The 20,610-nt window shown below is 58.4% G+C and carries 13 protein-coding genes; 7 read left to right on the forward strand and 6 right to left on the reverse strand.

Annotation, left to right across the window (positions count from 1 at the left end; all coding sequences use genetic code 11):
* Positions 1-155 precede the first annotated feature (155 nt).
* The 5 genes from atoD to L1P05_RS09665 all read left to right on the forward strand — a co-directional run bounded on the left by atoD (position 156) and on the right by L1P05_RS09665 (position 4,828).
* Positions 156-818, forward strand: coding sequence for an acetate CoA-transferase subunit alpha (gene atoD, locus L1P05_RS09645; protein WP_012848849.1), 663 nt, complete (start codon positions 156-158; stop codon positions 816-818).
* A complete protein-coding gene (locus tag L1P05_RS09650; protein WP_012848850.1) occupies positions 818-1,468 on the forward strand; it encodes a 3-oxoacid CoA-transferase subunit B in 651 nt (216 codons plus the stop codon). The genes atoD and L1P05_RS09650 overlap by 1 nt, the downstream gene beginning before the upstream one ends.
* Complete coding sequence (locus L1P05_RS09655; RefSeq protein WP_012848851.1) at positions 1,465-2,787, forward strand: TIGR00366 family protein; 1,323 nt, start codon at positions 1,465-1,467, stop codon at positions 2,785-2,787. The genes L1P05_RS09650 and L1P05_RS09655 overlap by 4 nt, the downstream gene beginning before the upstream one ends.
* A 33-nt stretch (positions 2,788-2,820) precedes the next feature.
* Complete coding sequence (locus L1P05_RS09660; protein WP_012848852.1) at positions 2,821-4,005, forward strand: acetyl-CoA C-acetyltransferase; 1,185 nt, start codon at positions 2,821-2,823, stop codon at positions 4,003-4,005.
* Positions 4,006-4,270: 265 nt separating this feature from the next.
* On the forward strand, positions 4,271-4,828 hold the full coding sequence (locus L1P05_RS09665; RefSeq protein ID WP_012848853.1) for a 5-methylcytosine restriction system specificity protein McrC: 558 nt from the start codon (positions 4,271-4,273) through the stop codon (positions 4,826-4,828).
* Between the two features lie 189 nt (positions 4,829-5,017).
* Here L1P05_RS09665 and L1P05_RS09670 read toward each other — a convergent pair whose 3' ends face one another.
* The 3 genes from L1P05_RS09670 to L1P05_RS09680 are packed head-to-tail and all read right to left on the reverse strand — an operon-like array spanning position 5,018 to position 7,667.
* Positions 5,018-6,028, reverse strand: a complete 1,011-nt coding sequence (locus L1P05_RS09670; RefSeq protein ID WP_012848854.1) for a DUF2955 domain-containing protein — start codon at positions 6,026-6,028, stop codon at positions 5,018-5,020.
* Entirely contained in the window at positions 6,018-7,133 is a 1,116-nt protein-coding gene (locus L1P05_RS09675; protein WP_012848855.1) for an HlyD family secretion protein, read from the reverse strand. The genes L1P05_RS09670 and L1P05_RS09675 overlap by 11 nt, the downstream gene beginning before the upstream one ends.
* 39 nt (positions 7,134-7,172) lie before the next feature.
* Complete coding sequence (locus L1P05_RS09680) at positions 7,173-7,667, reverse strand: hypothetical protein (RefSeq protein ID WP_041692524.1); 495 nt, start codon at positions 7,665-7,667, stop codon at positions 7,173-7,175.
* Between the two features lie 996 nt (positions 7,668-8,663).
* On the opposite strand from L1P05_RS09680, the gene L1P05_RS09685 reads away from it, so the two are divergent.
* Both L1P05_RS09685 and L1P05_RS09690 read left to right on the forward strand, forming a co-directional pair.
* Positions 8,664-9,479, forward strand: coding sequence for a Cof-type HAD-IIB family hydrolase (locus tag L1P05_RS09685; RefSeq protein ID WP_012848857.1), 816 nt, complete (start codon positions 8,664-8,666; stop codon positions 9,477-9,479).
* Positions 9,480-9,503: 24 nt separating this feature from the next.
* Positions 9,504-15,206: a condensation domain-containing protein gene (locus tag L1P05_RS09690; RefSeq protein ID WP_012848858.1), complete on the forward strand. Its 5,703-nt coding sequence runs from the start codon at positions 9,504-9,506 to the stop codon at positions 15,204-15,206.
* 395 nt (positions 15,207-15,601) lie between these two features.
* On the opposite strand, the gene L1P05_RS09695 is transcribed toward L1P05_RS09690, so the two are convergent.
* The 3 genes from L1P05_RS09695 to L1P05_RS09705 all read right to left on the reverse strand — a co-directional run bounded on the left by L1P05_RS09695 (position 15,602) and on the right by L1P05_RS09705 (position 20,220).
* A complete protein-coding gene (locus L1P05_RS09695) occupies positions 15,602-16,897 on the reverse strand; it encodes a M4 family metallopeptidase (protein WP_015461660.1) in 1,296 nt (431 codons plus the stop codon).
* Between the two features lie 357 nt (positions 16,898-17,254).
* Positions 17,255-18,007 (reverse strand): 4'-phosphopantetheinyl transferase family protein, encoded by a 753-nt coding sequence (locus tag L1P05_RS09700; RefSeq protein WP_226081845.1) that lies wholly within the window; start codon positions 18,005-18,007, stop codon positions 17,255-17,257.
* A 386-nt stretch (positions 18,008-18,393) separates the two neighbouring features.
* Positions 18,394-20,220, reverse strand: coding sequence for a sigma 54-interacting transcriptional regulator (locus L1P05_RS09705; protein WP_231295910.1), 1,827 nt, complete (start codon positions 20,218-20,220; stop codon positions 18,394-18,396).
* Positions 20,221-20,610: the final 390 nt, after the last annotated feature.

The raw sequence follows: 20,610 nt of genomic DNA on the forward strand, positions 1-20,610 counted from the left end.
TCTGCACAGCGCCCCGCGCGCCGCCGCACGGCGGCATTCATCATAATCCATATTATTCAATACGATAATCAATAATCTCGTCCACAGGCCACTCTGGCATTCGGCTTGCTATTCCCTGTACGTACTCACATTCGTGCAAACACCAGGGAACAATAATGAAAACCAAGCTGATGACCTTACAGAGTGCCCGCGCGCTGTTTCGCGACGGCATGACCATTATGGTAGGCGGTTTTATGGGCGTAGGCAGCCCGCCCCGCCTGATCTCGGCCCTACTGGAGTCCGGCGTCAGGGACCTGACCCTGATCGCCAACGATACCGCCTTTGTCGATACGGGCATCGGCCCGCTGATCGTCAACGGGCGGGTCAGCCGCGTCATCGCCTCCCACATCGGCACCAACCCGGAAACCGGGCGGCGCATGATTGCCGGGGAGATGGAGGTTCAGTTGGTTCCGCAGGGCACCCTCATTGAGCAGATCCGCTGCGGCGGCGCCGGGCTCGGCGGTTTTCTGACCCCCACCGGCGTCGGCACCGTCGCCGCCGAGGGCAAGCAGACCCTTGAGCTCGACGGCAAAACCTGGCTGCTGGAGCGCCCGCTGCGCGCCGATCTGGCGCTGATCCGCGCCCATCGCGCCGACCCCCTGGGCAACCTGACCTATCAGCTCAGCGCCCGCAACTTTAACCCGCTGATCGCCCTTGCCGCCGACGTCACCCTGGCTGAGCCCGACCAACTGGTGGAGACCGGCGCGCTGCTGCCTGACCACATCGTGACGCCCGGCGCGGTCATCGACCATATCGTCCTGCCTCAGGAGAATTCATAATGGATACCAAACAGCGTATTGCGCGCCGCGTGGCGCGAGAGCTGCGCGATGGCGACATCGTCAACCTGGGCATAGGCCTGCCGACGCGGGTCGCCAATTATCTGCCGCAGGGCATCCACATCACCCTGCAGTCAGAAAACGGATTCCTGGGGCTGGGGCCGGTCACCACCGCTCACCCCGATCTGGTAAACGCCGGGGGACAGCCCTGTGGGATCCTGCCGGGCGCGGCCATGTTCGACAGCGCGATGTCGTTCGCCCTGATCCGCGGCGGTCACGTGGACGCCTGCGTACTGGGCGGGCTGCAGGTCGATGAACAGGCCAGCCTCGCCAACTGGGTGATTCCCGGCAAAATGGTGCCGGGCATGGGGGGCGCCATGGATCTGGTCACCGGGGCGCGCAGGGTGATCATCGCCATGGAGCACTGCGCAAAGGATGGATCGGCCAAAATCCTCCGCCGCTGCACCCTGCCCCTTACCGCCCGCCATGCGGTGCATGTGCTGGTCACCGAGCTGGCGGTATTCCGCTTTATCGACGGCAAAATGTGGCTGACCGACATCGCCGAAGGGTGCGATCTGGCCACCCTGCGCGCGAAGACCGAGGCCCATTTTGACGTCGCCGCCGATCTGCAGATCCTGCGAGGTGACGCATGATTGGCCGCATCTCACGCTTTATGGCGCGCTTCGTCAGCCGCTGGCTGCCCGACCCCTTGATTTTCGCCATGCTGCTGACCCTGCTGACCTTCGGCATCGCGCTGTGGCTAACCCCGCAAACGCCGCTCAGCATGGTGCGCTTCTGGGGCGACGGCTTCTGGAACCTGCTGGCCTTCGGCATGCAGATGGCGCTGATCATCGTGACGGGCCACGCGCTGGCGAGCTCCGCTCCGGTGAAAAGCCTGCTGCGCACCGCCGCGTCGGCCGCCAAAACCCCCGCCCAGGGCGTGATGCTGGTGACCTTTTTCGGCTCCGTCGCCTGCGTCATCAACTGGGGATTTGGGCTGGTGGTGGGGGCGATGTTTGCCCGCGAAGTCGCCCGCCGCGTGCCGGGCTCCGACTACCCGCTGCTGATCGCCTGCGCCTACATCGGCTTTCTGACCTGGGGCGGCGGCTTTTCCGGCTCGATGCCTTTACTGGCGGCCACCCCGGGTAACCCGGTGGAGCACGTCGCCGGGTTAATTCCGGTCAGCGATACCCTCTTCACCGGCTTTAACCTGTTTATCACCCTCGCCCTGATCGTGGTGATGCCCTTTATTACCCGCCTGATGACCCCCAGGCCGTCGGAGGTCGTCAGCATCGATCCGGCCCTGCTGCAGGAGGAGGCCGATTTCCAAAAAAGATTACCGGCCGACGCCCCCCCGTCGGAGAAGCTGGAAGAGAGCCGGACGCTGGCGCTGATCATCGGCGCGCTGGGCATCGCCTATCTGGGCGTCTACTTCGTCGAGAAGGGGTTCAACATCACCATCAACACCGTCAACATGATGTTTATGATCGCCGGTCTGCTGCTGCACAAAACGCCGATGGCCTATATGCGCGCCGTCAGCGCCGCCGCGCGCAGCACCGCCGGCATTCTGATTCAGTTCCCGTTCTACGCCGGGATCCAGCTGATGATGGAGCACTCCGGCCTCGGCGGCCTGATCACCGAGTTCTTCATCAACGTGGCCAATAAAGACACCTTCCCGCTGATGACCTTCTTCAGCTCTGCGCTGATCAACTTTGCCGTGCCGTCCGGCGGCGGCCACTGGGTCATTCAGGGGCCGTTCGTCCTGCCCGCCGCGCAAACCCTGGGGGCCGATCTCGGGAAATCGGTGATGGCCATCGCCTACGGCGAGCAGTGGATGAACATGGCGCAGCCCTTCTGGGCGCTCCCCGCCCTGGCCATCGCCGGGCTCGGGGTGCGCGACATCATGGGCTACTGCATCACCGCCCTGCTGTTCTCCGGCGTCATTTTTGTTATCGGTCTGACCCTGTTCTGACCGCGCCCTCTCCCCGTTTTTAAGGAACAGAAGATGAAAAATTGTGTCATCGTCAGCGCGGTACGCACCGCCATCGGCAGCTTCAACGGCGCCCTGTCCGGCGTCAGCGCCATCGATCTGGGCGCCACGGTCATCAGGGCCGCCCTGGAACGCGCCCGCCTCGACCCGCAGCGGGTGGATGAGGTGATCATGGGCAACGTGCTGCAGGCCGGCCTGGGGCAAAACCCGGCGCGCCAGGCGCTGCTGCGGGCCGGCCTCAGCGAGGCGGTCTGCGGTTTTACCGTCAACAAGGTCTGCGGATCGGGGCTTAAGAGCGTGGCGCTGGCCGCCCAGGCCATTCAGGCGGGGCAGGCGCAGGCGCTGGTCGCCGGCGGTATGGAAAACATGAGTCAGGCGCCGTACCTGCTGAATGCAAAGGCGCGCTGGGGCTACCGCCTGGGCGACGGCACGCTGACCGACGTTATCCTGCAGGATGGCCTGCTGTGCGCCACCCACGGCTACCCGATGGGGATCACCGCCGAAAACATCGCCCGCGAATACGGCATCAGCCGTGAGATGCAGGATGCGCTGGCCCTGCACTCCCAGCAAAAGGCGGCCAGCGCCCTCCAGCGCGGCGCGTTTCGGGCCGAGATCGTCCCGGTCAGCGTGACATCGCGGAAAAAAACCACCCTCGTTGAGCGCGACGAATTCCCCAAAGCCGACACCACGGCGGAAGGGCTCGCCGCCCTGCGCCCGGCGTTCGATCAGGCCGGCAGCGTCACCGCCGGCAACGCCTCGGGGATCAACGACGGCGCGGCGGCGCTGGTGGTGATGGAGGAAAGCGCCGCCCGGGCGGCGGGGCTGACGCCGCTGGCGCGGATTAAGGGCTATGCCAGCGCCGGCGTCGCACCGGCGCTGATGGGGATGGGGCCGGTGCCCGCCGCCCAGAAGGCGCTGCGCCAGTGCGGGCTGCAGATGACCGATATCGATCTGATTGAGGCCAACGAAGCCTTTGCCGCGCAGTTCCTGGCCGTCGGCAGGACGCTGGGGCTGGAGGCTGAAAAGGTCAACGTCAACGGCGGCGCCATCGCGCTGGGCCACCCCATCGGCGCCAGCGGCGCCCGGATCCTGGTCACCCTGCTGCACGCGCTCGCCGCCCGGGACAAAACCCTGGGGCTGGCGACGCTGTGCATCGGCGGCGGCCAGGGGATCGCCCTGATCGTGGAGAGGATCGGCTAAAACCGGAGCGGGCGCGCGTCGGCGCGCCCATCGGCCTGCCCGTTATCCCCCAGCCAGCGACACGCTTCAGCCGGGATGCTCCCACCCCGCGCTGGCGCGCCCCACGCCGCCATCGCCGCGGCCGGCGCGACGTTTTACGGCGCCGCAGCCGCACATTGCCGCACCACAGAACGCCCCCCTGCGGCCCGGGGCGGCACTATCCGCGCCTCCGCGCCGGAGCCATCGCGCGCCCTGGGTCAAGATAGGTGGTTTTTCACCCCAAACCATGAAAGGCGATAACCGGGCCTTCTCACTGTTGTTTCCCATGGAGAAGGTATTTGAACACTACGTGGCGAAGACCCTGCGTGAGCAGTATGCGCCGCAGGTCGCGGTTCACGCGCAGGTTCAGAGCAAGAGCCTGGTCACCCATGCGGATGCGCAGTGGTTCAGGCTTAAACCCGACATGGTGATGATACAGGGTAAGCAGGTGATCGCCGTTCTGGATACCAAGTGGAAGCTGCTTGATCCCACTTTGGCCAATGGCGCTGATAAATATGCGCTGCAGCAGAGCGATTTCTATCAGATGTTTGCCTATGGTCATCATTATTTTGATCAGCAGATTACGGTGCGGGAGATGTTTCTGGTGTACCCGGCACATGCCAATTTTACCGCCCCGATCGCGCAGCATTTTGCGTTCCCTACGCCAGGTAAACCGCCTTTGCGCTTATGGGTGGTCCCTTTTGTCATCGATAAGGTTAATCCACGCCTGGCGCTACCCGAGGCGAGCCAGCTGTATCAGGCTTGCGCCGCTGCGGGCGCCGTATCGCTATCCGTGAGCGGATGATCGCCTGCGCCCGCCGCTCATCCACGGACTGCGGGCATACGTGGGAAAGGCGGCCGCTGCGATCAACGGCGTGAAAGACCCGCGGGTGGAACCCCCGCTTTTTTCAGGAGCACCCACCCAACATAGCGCGCCCCTTAATGCCGTATCGGCCTCATCGAGGGGCGCGGAAAAGCCGCAGGCGTTGCAGGGCTATCTTATCTCGGGTTCCGCGGATGGCGCTGGCTGCATGATAATCAGCGCCATGACGCCCAGGGCTACCGCCAGCATCACGGAGCTAAAGCGGATCAGGCCATCGCTGAACGCATCGATGCTGGTTGAGGTAATCGAGTAAAACACCAAGACCACGTAGCTCGAATAGAGCAGTTGAATCGAGTTGTAGCTGGCCTTTTTCTTCACCGCGTGGATCCCCATAAATAAGGCGCAAACCACCGTGACGCCCAGCTGCCCAATCAGATTGGTCTGTAGCACGCACATGATCAGCGGGGGAACAGCGTAGAGCACGCTGGCATAGGTCGTCAGTAAACGTCTGATGCCGTAGTTATGCCCCAGGGCGGGATTGGAATCTTTGATGATCAGCGCAACCACGATGGTAATAATCGTGCTCTGCTCCAGATCGAGCGAGATGCCGGTACAGAGAATCGTCAGCACCAGTGCCGCCTTAAACAGGGTGTGCCAACGCCGATGGGGACGCGTGCTGGCGCTATTGGCGGCTGCACAGGCATCGGTTAATGGCTCTCCGCCCGGGAAAATAAAATAGGCGAGGTAGGCGGTAAACCCTGCGACGAAGATATTCTTCAACAGAGCCAGCGGTATTTGATCAACCGAAATCGCTTTCTGTTTAACGAAAACGGCGATCATCGCCGTTGCCACAATAAGCAAAATCGCCACCAGGTCCTGCGCATTTTTCCGCGTTCGATCCATGCACCAGTAGAATATCCCCAGCAGCGCCAGATAATAGACCTGGGGATAATCCAGCAATAACGTTGCCAGCCAGGCCTGCACCCACGAGGTCAGGTACAATACCACGGCCATCAGAAATACCATGATGAGCGGCGGGGGATTGTGCGTCGTGGTGAGGAATACCGCACACATGGCCGGAGCCAGCAGCGGTAAGTCCGTCCCAAATACATACTGCCAAAACAGCAGCAGCACCGGAAATAGCGCTACCCGCAGCAAGGCGTTAGCGGGACTATGAAACATAGCTGATATAGCTCCATGCCCATATCCACAGATCTTCTAGCCGCTCGCCCAGGTATGAGCGCCCCGGGTAGAAGGCAACCACCGCACGGCCACCGTAGCGCAGATTTACACCGGGCGGCAGGGGATCAAGCTGGATATTGACAGGGAAGCGCTGGGCGCTCGGGTTCGCGGTCGGTGAATCCAGCAGTCCGGTGCTCGCATCGACCTGCAGATTGCCGTTGCCGCTGCTGCCAAAGCCTATCGAGCTGATTTTGCCCGAGAAGCGCTGACCAGAATACGCATCCAACACCACTTTGACGCCATCCCCCCGCTTCAAATGCGCCAGCGAGTTCTCCCTGACCATCGCGGTCAGCCACAGTTTATCGGTATTAATAAAGGTCAGCAGCGGCTGGCCGGCGCTGGCGTAGTTGCCTTTCGCCAACGCCATATTGGTGATGACGCCATTGGCCGGCGCTCTCAAATCCGTATATTCAAGATTGAGCCGAGCCTGGGCTCGCCTGTTGAGCACGGTCTGAATTTCGGGGTTTTCCTCACCGCGTGGGCCGCTCTCAAAGCGGGCTTTTTCCAGCGCAGAGGTGGTCTGCGCCAGATTGGCCTCGGCGGTTTTCAGCTGGGTCAACGTATCATCCATGGCGGCCTGGCTAATGGTGCCCTTTTTCAGCAGCACCCGATATCGCTCCACCTGTAGCCGGGCATTATGGGCAACGGCGCGGGCAGAGGCCTCATTAGCCTGCGCGACCTTGATGGATGCCGAGTCCGCATGATAGGACTGGGCGGCCTGCTGCAAAGCCAGATCGGCCGCCTTAACCTCCAGCGCGAAAGGCGTTTTATCAATGGTGGCCAGCAGCTGCCCTTTTGTCACTTCATCGTTATTGGCGACATCAATATCAGCAATGGGGCCGGAGACCTGCGGTACCAGACGGATTATCTCTCCATTGACCCTTCCCATGTCGGTCATCGGCGTAACGCGATCGGCCCACAGGCTGTAAATCCACAGAATAACAACGGCCAGGAAAATACTATAGGTCAGCGACCGCGCCTGCGTCGTCTTATCCTGCGCAGATGGCGCCGCACTACGCGCTTCCGACGGAGTGGAATCACTCATTAACCTTATTCCTTTTCTACAATCATTAGGGGTACACAATCAATCTAACAGACTAATTTTTTTAGTAATCAGACTCTGCTTGGTGCGATACTCGATGAACAGCGTGATGACAAATGCAAATCCACCGACCAAGAAGGCTGCCCATGAACTGGGGACGATGATCTCCCCCATATATTTGGTCCAGATCACCGCAAGCGCCACAAACCAACCGAATAGCGCAGCGCATTGGGTTATCGCAATAGGAAGCATGGTACGCCAGAACGACGGATTAAATTTGTTTTGCATCGCAGGCAATGCCTTGTGCAGATGCTTCACGAACAGCGCTGCGGTAATCAGCGACAAGATGATCCCCAGCCCAAACGTCAGCGAAATCACCTCTCCCCATACGGAGGTTTGTTCATGTGCAATGGCATTGAGTGATAAAGGGACTCGCGTAACATCCTTGAAGTGCCAGTGTGCAATCGCGCCATCGATCACTCCATTAATCAATCCCGCGGCAAGAGAATCTTGCAGCCGGATAGTCGATTTGGACATAAATAAACATCCTCATAACTGAATACAAAAATAGTTACCAATGTGAAAGTTTGGCCAAATAACGATACGCAATAGTCTATCCCGCGCAGAAAACGCAATCTGACGAAAAAACGGAAGGGGCGATCATAACATCAATACCCTGCCTTAAACGATGCCTAATATTGAAGGCGTGGGATAACCACCGTGATAAGCGCAATCCCCCGCAGCCCCGCCCTATCTTATCGGGAATCCAATAGATTGTGCGCATTGACGTGATATTTTGTTACCAAATACGCGCTATTGATTCATTTCAATCGTGACGTTAATTGCGTGAAAAACACACGACTAACGATGCCAATATAAGTAATACATTATTGCCAATGAATATCCGCCGGCGCGGTTTAGCGAATTCACTCCACGCAACCGGGATCAGCGCAAGTCTCCCCAATGGCGGTATCGCGAGCCCCTCACCTACGCGCGCCACGGCGCGTTGCGTTGGCGGCGAGGCCGTACCGACGGCGTGGGAACGCGCTAAAAATGGCCATAGGCAACCAGGCCACCCGCGGTTGGGCGACCGCGCCAGCGCGGACGCCTGCGGGATCGCCGCGCGGTGCTTTATCCCGCGGGGTCGGCAGCGGGGTCTGCCTGCCAGGCGGATGAGTTAATCGGCGCACCGTCCCCAATAGCTTTCATTTTGCTTCGAAGTACGCAATGAATATTTCAATTACTGGTGACTTAGGGTTAAATAGAAAGAATAATACCGCGGTATCATGCCTGCCCGACAGGATTTATCGACGAATAGGCGTCCGCGGTGCGCCGAATTATGATCATACCAATAGCGCGCCGTCGGGAGATAGATCGTCCGCGCCGGCGCTATTACAGCCGTGGCTGTAACCCATCTTATAAATCCATGAGTAATAGAATCAATATAAATAATAATTATAGGTTAAGACTAAAAAGACAAAAGTCGATGGATTTAGCAGCGAAGTGCTTGCATACTAGGCGCGGAATATTGTCATGGAGGACCATATATTGAAATATAAGGCTGTCGTTACTGATTTAGATGGTACGTTATTGAATCCGCAGGGCCAACTTTCTACGCATACCCTCGTCATATTAAAAAAGCTCAGCGCGTTAGGAATAACGCTGGTATTCGCCACGGGACGCCACCCGCGCGATGCCCAGAGAATAGCGCAGGCGCTGGAGCAGCGACCCCATATTGTCGGACTTAATGGCTCGCTGACGCTATGTCAGCAGAGCGACGCCATTCTTTGCGAGCATGTCATCGCGCAGGATATTATCGCCGACATAATGCGCTTCATCGCGCCCTATCATATTCACCTCAGTGCATTCGATAGCCATGGCTGGAAACTCTACGAAGTCAACGAGATGGCCAACGACTACGTCAAGCTCTCCGGATTTTCCTATCTACAGATCGCACCGTCAGATATTTTTTCATTAAAAATTAATAAATTATTACTGTGGAGCACGAATGATATCGCGCCGCTAGAGCAGCGACTGCAGCAGCAGTTCGGGCAATATTTAGCGTGTTATCGCACCTTCGCGCAGCAGTTGGAGATCGGCCCCAGGGGCATCTCCAAAGCCAGCGCCGTCGCGGCGCTACTCGCGGAGAAAGGAATCGACTTTCAGCGCCAGGCAATCGCATTCGGCGATGGGCACAATGATACAGAGATGCTACGCCAGGCGGGCCTTGGAATTGTCATGGACAATGCTCCCTGCGAATTAAAAATGCAGCTGGGCACCCTACCCGTCGCGCAGAGCAATGCTGACGATGGCGTCGCGCAGATGCTGCAGCACATTTTTAAAATATAATCTCTTTAGTTTAAGGCTCCCCTTATGAAATTGTTAGCTTCGCGCTACGAGAAGTCGTTCTATATTGAAGCGTTGACCGAAAGCCATAACGTTATATCCAACTCCTTCCTGACCCTGGACATCGAGGGCGCGTGCGATCCCGCATTAATGCAGCAGGCCATGCACCATGTCTTCAGCCACCCTGAATTCCATGTACGCTACGAGCTGCAGGGTGAACATCTGTACAAATTTGTTAATCACCAAGAATACGCTATACCGCACATTGACTTAACCACACAGCGCGACCCCGAATATGCGTTCCAACAATTACTGACGACCTATTACAGTGAAAAGCTAACCTTCGAACATCCCCTGCTCTTTAAGGCCTGCCTCTGCCAAATTGCACCGGCCCATTATCGGGCAATTATTATGGTTCACCATATTTGCCTGGACGGTACGGGTTTCCAGCGATTTTTTGATGAGTTAACCCAGAGCTATGGCCGACTGCGCCGGGGCGAGGCGCTGGCCCCCATCGCCGCCCCGTTAGCCCAGGAGCAGGCGCCGCCGCTGTCCGAGTCCCTGCAGCAGGAGGCATTGGCATTCTGGCGTCGCGCCCTCGACGGGCAGCCCGTACGTACCGACTTTAACCATGCCATTAACTCAGAGCAGCGCCGCGCCTGCACAGAGAAATGCGCGTTGGGCACCGACCTCAGCCAGCGGGTAAAGGCCTACTGCCGACGCCACGGACTAACGCCAAACCTGTTCTTCAAAGGGCTATATGCCCTTCTCGTCGGTCGCATGGCGAATCAGCGCATGATTGCCATCAGCTCGCCAATGGACAGACGCAGCAAGGCAATGCGGCGACAGATCGGCTGCTTCGTCAACACCCGTCTGGATCTCTTTGACCTGCGCAGCATCGCCACGCTCAGCGCCTATTGGGCGCAGATCAGGCAGTTTAATAAGGCGACCAAGCCGTACGCCGAGCTGCCCTATGCCCAGCTGGTGCACGCCCTACAGAAACAAAGCCAAGACCCCGAGGCGATGCTCAGCAACGTTGTCTTTGGTAGCACCGTGGGGATCGGCGAAACATACCCGCTAGACGCACAGTGCCGCATCGCACAGGATTACCGCTTTATCGATCTCAACGCCGATCTGCAGCTCCTGTTCTGTGAGTCCAGCCAGCACAGCTTCAATTTCCGCTTCGACTACCTACAAGGCTTTCAGGCGTGCGGCCTGTTCACCCACTTCCTGGCGCGTTTCCAGCGCCTGATCGCGTGGACGTTAGCGCAGGATGACGGGGCGCTGGCGCAGATGCCCTTTCTCGGCCGCGCGGAGCTGGACAGGCTGACGCAGCTGAATCAGCGGCGCCAGCCCTACCCCGATGACAGCCTGGCGCAGCGAGTCCAGCGCTGGGTTCAGGAGACGCCCGCGGCGACGGCGCTGATCGATAGTGAAAATAATCAGGCGATCGACTACGCACAGCTGCATGAGCGGGTTTCGGATATCGCCCACTACCTCTCGACGTTGGCCCCGGCGGATCAACGCGCGCAGGGCTGCGTCGTCATTAACCTGACGAGCCTGGTGGATACCGTCATCGCCATCCTGGCGACGCAGTACAGCGGCCTCGCCTTTACCTGCGTCGATGCCAGCGCCCCGATGGCCAGAAAGCAGCTGATCATGGAGCAGCTATCACCGTTACTCCTGATCGGCGACGCGATCCCCGGCGCACAGGCGAGCCACGCCCACCATATCGCCGCGTTGGAGCTCATTCCACCGGCGCCCGGTCGATACCTGCCGCGCCCCGACGCCGCCGAGCAGATCAGCCAGTATATCTTTACCTCCGGCACCACCGGCCAGCCCAAGGCGGTCGCCCTGACGCACCGCGCCTTGGTCAGCACCCTGTATCAGAATGACGCCATCCCGGTGGGGCAGCGCCTGCTCTATTCGGCCAATGAGGCCTTCGACGCGGCCTCCCTCCAGCTCTGGCTCGCCTTACTGCATGGGCGGACGCTGGTGATCCCCCAGCGGGGCGATATCGCCAACCCGCACGCCATGACCCAGCTGCTGCAGCGCTACCAGATAGACCACCTCTTTCTGACCACCGGGCTGTTTGAAACCTACATGGCCTCCGCCAAACGCGACATCTTCGGCCAGCTGGAGATCCTGTGCTTTGGGGGCGACAGCGTCTCGCAGCAGGCGGTGGCCCAGGGGCTTGAATGCAATATTCGGCATCTGATCAACCTGTATGGCCCGACCGAGACCAGCATTTATGTTACCGCCCACCGCTGCGGCCCCCAGGATCTCGCGGCGGGGATCATCCCCATCGGGAAACCCCGGCCGAACGCCCAAACCTGGATTGTGGACGATAGCGATAATCTGTTAGGCATCGGCATGGTCGGCCATATCATCGTCAGTGGCGACGGGCTGGCGCAGGGCTATCTGGGACAGCCGCACAATGCAGCCTTCTCGTCTATCCCGCTCCCCGATGCGACGGGCGAATCCACGCGCCGCATCTACCGTACCGGCGACTATGGCTACTGGCGGGAAGATGGCGAGCTGGTCTTCTGCGGACGGCGCGACCACCAAATCAAGCTGCGAGGCTACCGCATCGAACTGGGTGAGATCCGCCAGGCGCTGGAGCAGATCGCCGGGGTAACGATGGCCATCGCGGTGCTCAGCCGCAAGGGCCAGCACAAACGGCTGCTGGGTTACTATCAGGCGGCACAGCCGCTGGACAACCCGTACCTCATCCAGCAGCTGCAGCAGCGCCTGCCGAGCTATATGGTTCCCGCGCAGCTGATTTATCTGGAGCGGCTCCCGCTCAACCGCAACGGGAAGCTGGATCGCCAGGCCCTGCCCGAGCCGGAGCTCATCGTCGAGCAGGATGACAGCCTGACGCCGCTACAGCAGACGCTGCTCGCCCAGGCCGCCAGCGTTCTATCACTGCCCTCGCTGACCCTCAGCGACGACTTCGTCGCGCAGGGCGGAGACTCCATCTCTGCCATTCTGTTCTCGGTGGGGTTAGAGGAGCAAGGGATCCGGCTCTCCACCGCCGATATTATGAAATACCGCTGCTTTGCCGATATGGCCCGCCAGGCCTCATGGGTCGCCAGCGCCCAAACCTGCCTCGGTCAACAGACGGGAGATGTCGCGCTGCTTCCCGCTCAGCGCTGGTTCTTCGCGCAGGCGTTCGACGCGCCGGCGCATTTTAACCAGGCGATCACCCTGAGGCTGCCCGCGCGGATGGAGGATACGCGTCTGGCGGCGGCGCTTGAGGCGTTGACCCGCTATCACGACAGCTTCTGGCTGCGCTTTACGCCGAGCGGGCGGCAATTTTTTGCCGATCCCGCGGCGACTCACGTCACCCTATCGACCCTTGACGCCAGCGACTGGTCGCAGGTCGAGCGACAGGTCGCAGAGATTAACGCTGCATTCCATCTGCAGCAGGGCCCCTTACTCCGGGCACTGCGCTTCACCCTCGGGGACGACGACGCCACCTATCTCTATCTTTGCGCCCATCATCTGATTGTGGACGGCGTATCCTGGCGCCGTATCGCCGCGGATCTGCAGAGCTACTATGAACAAGGCGCCGCGTTCACCCCCGCCCCCTACTCGAACACCCACTGCTACCGCAGCCAATGGGAGGCATTCCAGCCCCGCGCTCACGAGGTCGATTACTGGCTACGTCATGCCGATGCCCTCGCCGCCTGCCGCCGCGGCGCCGCCGATAGCCGGCTGCAGCGCCGCCAGATCAGCCTGACGCCGCGCCAGACGCAGGCGCTGCTCGGCCAGGCCAATCACCCCTATGGCACCCAGATCAATGAGCTATTAATCAGCGCGCTGTACCGCCTCTTGCACCATCCCGAGCACGGCCTGGGGCTCCTGCTGGAGGGGCACGGTCGTAAAGCGTTCGGCGACGCGATCCGCAGCGAGGCGACGGTGGGCTGGTTTACCAGTATCTTCCCCCTTCACCTCCCGCCGCACGCCGGCGACTGGGATACGCTGATCAAGCAAACCAAACAGACGCTGCGCACCCTTCCCGATAAGGGGGAGAACTACCTGCACATCGCCTATCACCACCCGGAGCCGCGCGTTCAGCAGTCGCTGCAGGCGATGCTACAGCTCCCCGTCAGCTTCAACTTCCTGGGCCGCTTCGGCCACGGCGGCGACGGCGAATGGGCGATCGAGCATCATTTTAACCACCACCTGGTGGCCGCATCGAATAAGCCGCTGCGCGATCTGGATATCAATGCCTGGATTAGCGCAGATCGGCTCTATATCGATATTGAGATGGCCGGCGTAGAGGTCGCCGGCATGACGTTAGCGCAGCTCTGCGAGCGCCTCGGCCAGACGCTAGACCAGCTGCTGACGCACTGCTGCGATCCCCACTGCCGCGGGGGGCTGGTGCCCTGCGATCTGGACGACGTGGTCTTGGATCAGGCGACCATCGCGCGGTTAGAGCATCAGGTCGGCCCGCTGGATACGATCTACCCCGCCACCGACTTCCAGCGCGAGCTGCTCTATTTTAACCGTGCTAACCCCGACTATCAGATAGATCAGCTGGTTTTCCAGCTGGAGGGCGCGCTGGATCGGCAGGCCTTTGCCGACGCCTGGCGCCGCGTGCTGGCCCGCTACGACATGCTGCGGGCCGGGTTTAGCGACAGCGTCGATCCGGGGCAGCCGCTGGCGCTGATAGCGCGCCAGGTGCCACTGCCGCTGCGCATCATGGACTGGGAGGGGCAGGACAGCGAACGCCGCCTACAGCAGTGCATCATCGATGAACGGCAGCGCCCGTTCGACTGGAGCACGCCGCCGCTCCTGCGCCTGGCGCTGGCCCGGCTGAGCGCCACGCGCCATCTGCTGGTGTTCACCTTCCACCATGTGCTATTCGATGGCTGGTCCATGCAGATCTTCCTGCGCGAAATCATGCAGGACTACCAGCGTCTCACCCACGGGGAGCGCGTCACCCAGCCGCCGAGCAGCTTTGCCGCCTTTCCGCGCTGGCTGGCCGCGCAGGATAAATCGGCCGCCGCCGACTTTTGGGGCGCCTATCTGGCCGATGCCCCAATGAATATGCGCATCCCCGCCGACGTCTGCGACGACGGCAGCCATGCCCTGCGCGTTCAGTCGGTCAAGGGCCATCTGGAGGCACAGCACGGCGCGCTGCTGCAGACCTTTGCGCGCCGGTGCGGCCTGACGCTAAACCAGCTCTGCCAATTGGCCTGGGCCATTACGCTGGCAAAATATACCCACAGCCGCGATATCGTGTTCGGCACGACCTTAACCCGGCGCCCGGTGGAAATTAGCCGGGTCACCGACTTGGTTGGACTGTTTGTCGCCACCCCACCGCTCCGGGTCAAACTCACGGAAAGCCTGGACGCAATGGCGCAGCAGCTGATCGACGCCGGCGAACCCCGCACGGAGCACGCCTTCTACGACCTGAACCACTATGACGCGCGCTGGCGCCCCACCGCCCCCTTTGGCACCCTGTTTGTGTTTGAGAACTACCCGGAGCAGAAAAGCCAGGAGCCCTATCAAGTGCAGTACCACCATCGGGGCACCGTCAGCGGCAGTAACCACCAGATCGTGCTGTGCCAGTTCCCCGCCGACAGCATGCCGTTCAGCCTGTTCTATGACAGCGCAGAGCTTTCCGCCGCGTTGGCCGAACGCATTGCGCATGACTACCGCACCACCCTGCTGCAGCTGCCCGCCAGCCGTCAGCTAAGCGATCTGTTGCCTCACGCATAGCCCCCGCCCACGGGATGCCGGTCATCCCGTGGGTCCACCTTAACCCCGCAAGCCCCAACGCCACAGACACACCCGCCCCCGATGCCCAGCAGAATTAAAGCACAGAGGTAAATAGGGATTACGCTCGCTATCTATATGCAGAGCCCACGCACAGGAAAGGCCGTGGCCTTCGGCCTGACGCGCGGTGCCCCCGCGATGGGGCGTCTCCCGCATAGCGGCGCAGGGAATGGCGTAGGGAATAAGGAGATAATGTATTGACGCTCGGGGAGATGCTGCCAGCGGTTCAGCGCTCGCGGCATGGCGGAGTCCGCCGTAGTGATAAACTGACAGGAGTCAATAGTATTGATATCTTCCTGTCAGTTTAGTTTTAACATGGCGATCTATCTATGTGACGCTTATTCAAAGGGGAAGATCTCCGCCTGCGGCGAGAATATGGTGCCCCAGCTTTTTATCCACTGGCTTTTGAAGCTTTCCGGGAACAGGAGCTTAAAGGTTTTAAAACCCTCCAGATCGATCTGCACAAATATCGTGCAGCTCTCTGAGCCGACAATGGGGATCTGCACGTCCGTTGGAATACCAACGGAAACCTGATGGCTATCAATAGTGTGGGTCTCGCCCTGCTGATCGATATAGACCACCTGTATCCTGGCTACGTATCCTCCGCCATTGTAAAATCGATAGGTGACTACCGGATCTAAACCGACATCATCCATCGCTTCAACTAGCACATGCTCCGGTATTTTATCTTTGTGTCCAAATTTATTGTATAACTTGTAGATGTCGCCGGCGAAGTCCTCCAGCTTCATACTTTTACTAAAAGCATTCTTTCTCAAATCATAAAACAAATCATATGCGGTACTGAGCGCCTCACGCACCGCCATCGTTGCCGATAATTTTTTCACCAGTTGGTGATAGAAGTATCTAATAAACCCACCTTTTTGGTAACGCTTCATATCTGGTGTGATTTGATCTACTCGCGTGGTCGACTTTGGCACGTCATTCTCTGGGTGATCCAGTGAGCGAACTTTATCTGAGCCAAAGCTGGGGTATACATACCCGGTCCCGATAGACCAATCAATTTCATCAAAACTATTTACATTTTGGTTAACAAAGAAGCAGGCGAAGACGTCACACCAGGCCTCAGCAAATGCCGCGGCAAAGTTTTCATCCACGAATACGCCTTGATAGTTTATTGCATGACCAACCTCATGATAAATAATACTTCTATCGCTGAGTGTTTTGAATGAAAAATCATCCTTCCCGACTTTTATTGATATTGTCCTATCTTGATTCATCCAGCTTGTAGCGGCCACTTTATATATTGACGTATCCTTGTCAAGCAACAGCGTAACTAATCCATCAAAAAGCCGTTCACCATAGTAATTAGCGTATTTATCCAGAATCTCAGTGGCATAGGTAAATGCCTCACCAAATGGCTCGCGGATACCGTTGATACTGCCTTCCGCGATCCTGGCATCCTTCTCGTCCTCAATATGATACTCAGGAAGGTAAGCTTCACCTGCGCCAGGGTTGTGAATTTTCCCCTCAACATAATTATTCAAGGCAAAAAATATCTTATTCTCTGCGAAATAGTCAACGCTCACCGCGAGCTCGACCGCAGGTTGAGATAAAGCACCGCCGATGGTTTTTGCTTTGATTCTTTTTAAATTACTGTCAGATGGCTTTTTCATAATGACCTCGTCTTTTGGTTGGTGACAGTAATAAATATAACCAAGCAAATTAAACAATCATGCAACGAAGCCAGGTGAACGAAGCTATCGGTAATTTTTAGGACGATTTCCGTTTTGTTTGAAAATATTTCAACAGGCCGAGAAAATATCTCCGGGTGAATTTAATTAATTCCACATGCTCGCTAACGATTTGTTTCAACAATATATTTAACGATTTATTTGACGCTGGGCCACGACACATATTCACCCTTTGGACGACGTAGTATTGCGCCCGGCGATCAGATAAATCAGCGCATTTTCAGCGTGAACGCTCGCAGGTGCAGCGCACCTGCGCCGCGCCTGCCCGTTGGCCCGGCGCTAACAGTAAATCAGGGTCATGACCGCCTCATCATCGCTCAGAAACTGCCCATGGAAACACCGACCGGCCGGATAGTCCGACGCCAGCGACGTCAGCAGAGTAAGGCGAAAGGTCCGCCGGCGCCAATCGATAGCCGTCATCTGGGCGTCATGAAAATCAAACCACCGCTTCACCTCGGGATACAGCGCCTTAAAGAGACTCTCTTTGGCCGAAAAGAGGAGCGTGATGAGCAGACGGCTAGCCGGTGCAGTGCCGAGCAGCGCAGCCAGCTCGTGTGGATGGGCGATCGCCGACTGAAGGGTGCACGCGCGCGACGGCGCAAGCCAGGTTTCAACGTCGATCCCCACGCCGCCGCGCCGCGAGGTCGGGTGCGCAGCGCACAGCGCCATCCCGGCAGCGTGGCTAATCGAACCGGCAATGCCCGGCGGCCACTGCGGGGCGTGGTCCGCACCGCGGGCGATCACGCCATCGCAAATCCCGAGCGCCGTCATCACCTGGTGGGCGACCCAGCGTCCCGCAATAAACTCGGCCTGCCGCTTCGGCGCCGCCTGCTGAAGCGACAGCGGCAGCGCAATCCCTTGATATGCCCCCTCATCGCGATAGCGGCTGAGCGAGAAGCGGCAGGCGCCTATCCTGCCGGGATAACCGGGAAAAGAGAGCCACGTAACGCCCTGAATAAAATCCGCATCATCCCCCTGCTCGGCCCCATCGCGGGACACTCGGGGCACAATACTGCCGGAGGAAGAACGCATAAAAACCTCGTAATGGGTAAGACGTCATGGATATCGCCCCCCATAGTAGCAGCGAAGAGCACCCGCACTCACGGTCGGTGAGCGCCTCCGATATCAAAAAATGAGCAAAACCGATCGATCCCCGAGATAACGGCGCATCGCTGATGGATATTCCGCCGATGCGCCGGCCTAAGGTGTCGCAGGTATTGACGGCGGCAAAGGCGGGGTGAGCGTCCACGCCGCATCGCGGATGATCGCAGCGCGTCATCGTTCAATATGTCGAAGACAACCTGGGTTACTATCGTTCAGAGGGAAGCACCACCGCCGAGCATGACATCCGCGTTGTACTGCGCGCTGATATTTCCCAACGGGGCAGTAGCCCGTGCAACGGCAGTAAGCCTCTCATATCACCGAAGATGACGATATATACTCATCTTGCTAATTTTTAGCTGCTGTGCAACCTTCTGATGGTTTTGCTGATTTTTATCCAAATAGTGCTGAATGATCTGACATTGGCAATGGTGAGTCATTAACTTGAAATCATCCAGCAAGGGGACTTGGCAAGTCAGTACCTCGCCCTCTTCAGCGCCGTTTTTTTCATCTATGCGAGATGTCTCCTCGGTCAAGCAATAACGTTGCAAAAGCTGCGCCGGTGAGAGCGCCGGGAAAACGCGGTATAGAATAGAAAAACGCTCCATAATGGCCCGCAGCTCGCGGACGTTGCCATTAAAGGGATGCCGACACAGCGCCACTAAAAGCGCCTTTTCTTGCGGCTCCGCTAAGCTACATTCCATTTCTTGCAGAAAACGACGCCCCAGAAAGCAAAGATCATCATCTCGGCTACGCAAAGGTGGAATCTGAATATGAAGCGTATTCAATCGATAGTACAGGTCATTGCGAAACAGACGCTCACCGATCAGCTCCTGCAGATCCTGATTGGTTGCGGTGATAATGCGGACATCGACAGGCACGACCTCGTTACTGCCAATACGCATGATCTCTTTCTCCTGCAAAACGCGCAGCAGCTTGGTCTGCATATTCAAGGGCAATTCACCGATCTCATCTAAGAAGAGCGTACCGCCATGTGCCAGCTCGAAAAGCCCGGCCTTACCCTTACGGGTCGCGCCAGTGAAGGCGCCATCGACATAGCCAAACAGCTCACTCTCCAACAAGTTTTCCGGAATGGCGGCACAGTTAATCGCGACAAAGGGGCGATGGCTACGTGAACTATTGCGGTGAATACTCTGAGCGAACAGCTCTTTACCGGTACCGGACTCTCCCTGTATCAATACGTTAGCCTGCGTCGCCGCATAGTGCAGCACCAGCGTTTTAAGCGCCTGCATCTTCGGCGATGATGTCAGAATATCATCGATATTATAACGCGCGACAAACCCTTGGCGGAGGCGCTCTTTCTCACGGAGACGGTGCTCGGCGTGGCGGATCAGACGCGAGGCCGACAGCGTACAGACGACGCCCAGGCTACGTCCTTGGCTGATAATGGGGACTCGGTTTGCCACAAAGGTTTCCCCTTTTACCTCAAGCACTTGTCCAAGCTGGCTCTGTTGGCTTCTTAATACATCCTGGGTTTGGGAATCGGGTATCAGAGAGCGAATCTCCAGTCCCATCACTTCAGATACCTCACACTGCAAGATCTTCAGCGCCGCCGGATTGACCTGGATGATGCGATCTTGATCGTCGGTCACAATCAGTGCCTCGGCAATCGTCGATAGCATCGTGTCCAACTGTGCGGCCTTGTGACGACTTTCATCCTCCGCCTGCGCCAACAATATCGCCTGCTGCAGCGCGCGATGAATCGCATCCTCATCCGCGGTCAACAACCGCGCATTCACCCCCAAACGCTGTGCAGCGCGCACCACGAGGATCCCCCCGACGATAATATCCAAATTGCGCATCTCATCGCGCTGCAGTAAGGCATCGATATCCTCCCGGCTATGGAATACGTCCTGGCAGATACGCATCCCCAATGCCTGAGCAATCAGTTCGACCCCGGGTAATGGCTGGCGATAGCTGATCACCCCGATGGTCGCGGCCTGCCCACGCAGCGGCAGCAGTAGCGCCAATAGATCGAGCGCGCTCGTCTCAATTGAGACGACCGGCTTATGCGTATATAAGCGGATTTTCTCCGCGGTTCCGCCGCGACTGATCACCGCCGCGATCTCTTTGGGTAAGCAGGAGACCTGGCGAGCTACGCTATCAAAAGCCCCATCAATCACCGTCAAACGACAGTTCAGCGCATCAGCCTGCTGCTGCGCTAGCGTTGCCAGCTGGGGGTAAGGCGCGATAAAGGCAAAATGAAACGGGACAGCCATAGCGATTCCTCTAAATGATGCCCCACTATAGGCTAAAACACATCAACGCTAACGGGGACAAGCTGTAAGCAATTCAGTATATTATCTTACGAAAACGATAGAGCTACAGGTTATTACACAGGCGTAACCGATCGATAATGTAGAGATGGCGCATGCGCTATCTACACCCAGCCGCTGATATCAGCTTAAGCAAAAATTTATAGCGCCACGTTCTACTGCATCAGTTCGACGTTATAGATTATATGGCTATTTTGTCCCGCTGAATTGCATGCAGCGCAAACTTATAACATCCAT

This window comes from Edwardsiella piscicida, from assembly GCF_021733145.1.
Classification (GTDB): Bacteria; Pseudomonadota; Gammaproteobacteria; order Enterobacterales; family Enterobacteriaceae; genus Edwardsiella; species Edwardsiella piscicida.